The following is a 381-nucleotide window of genomic DNA, read 5'->3' on the forward strand; positions in this document are numbered from 1 at the left end:
AGGCGAGCAGGGTCAGGATGCCGATCGTGATCATCAGCCCGATACCGACCGTGCCGGCCGTGGCCGAGAAGCCCATCACGCCCTTCATCGTGTCGCGGAACCCGTTGCCGGCCTCGAGCACGGCCGGTTTCTGGTCGAGGTCGACGCACTGCCAGTCGTTGGCGCCCCGCACCGCCGTGGTGACGATGCAGTTCGCGAACTGGTCGCCGAACGCGACCAGCGCCTGGACGATCGCGATGCTGAACGCCGACGCGACCCCGAAGGTGATCAGCGAGCGGAGCAGGTCGCGGGCGCTCTCGCCGCGCTGGGTGAACGCCATCTGGATCGCGGCCACCATCACGCCGAGGACGGCGACGAAGATGGCGATGTACTGGGTATGGG

At 68.0% G+C, this 381-nt stretch carries 1 protein-coding gene; it reads right to left on the reverse strand.

What is annotated here, in order from left to right; all coding sequences use genetic code 11:
* Window positions 1-381 (reverse strand): hypothetical protein (locus CAY82_RS26855; protein WP_218190876.1); only part of this gene is annotated, 381 nt, incomplete at both ends.

The organism is Pseudomonas sp. SID14000 (genome assembly GCF_002165135.1).
GTDB lineage: Bacteria > Pseudomonadota > Gammaproteobacteria > Pseudomonadales > Pseudomonadaceae > Aquipseudomonas.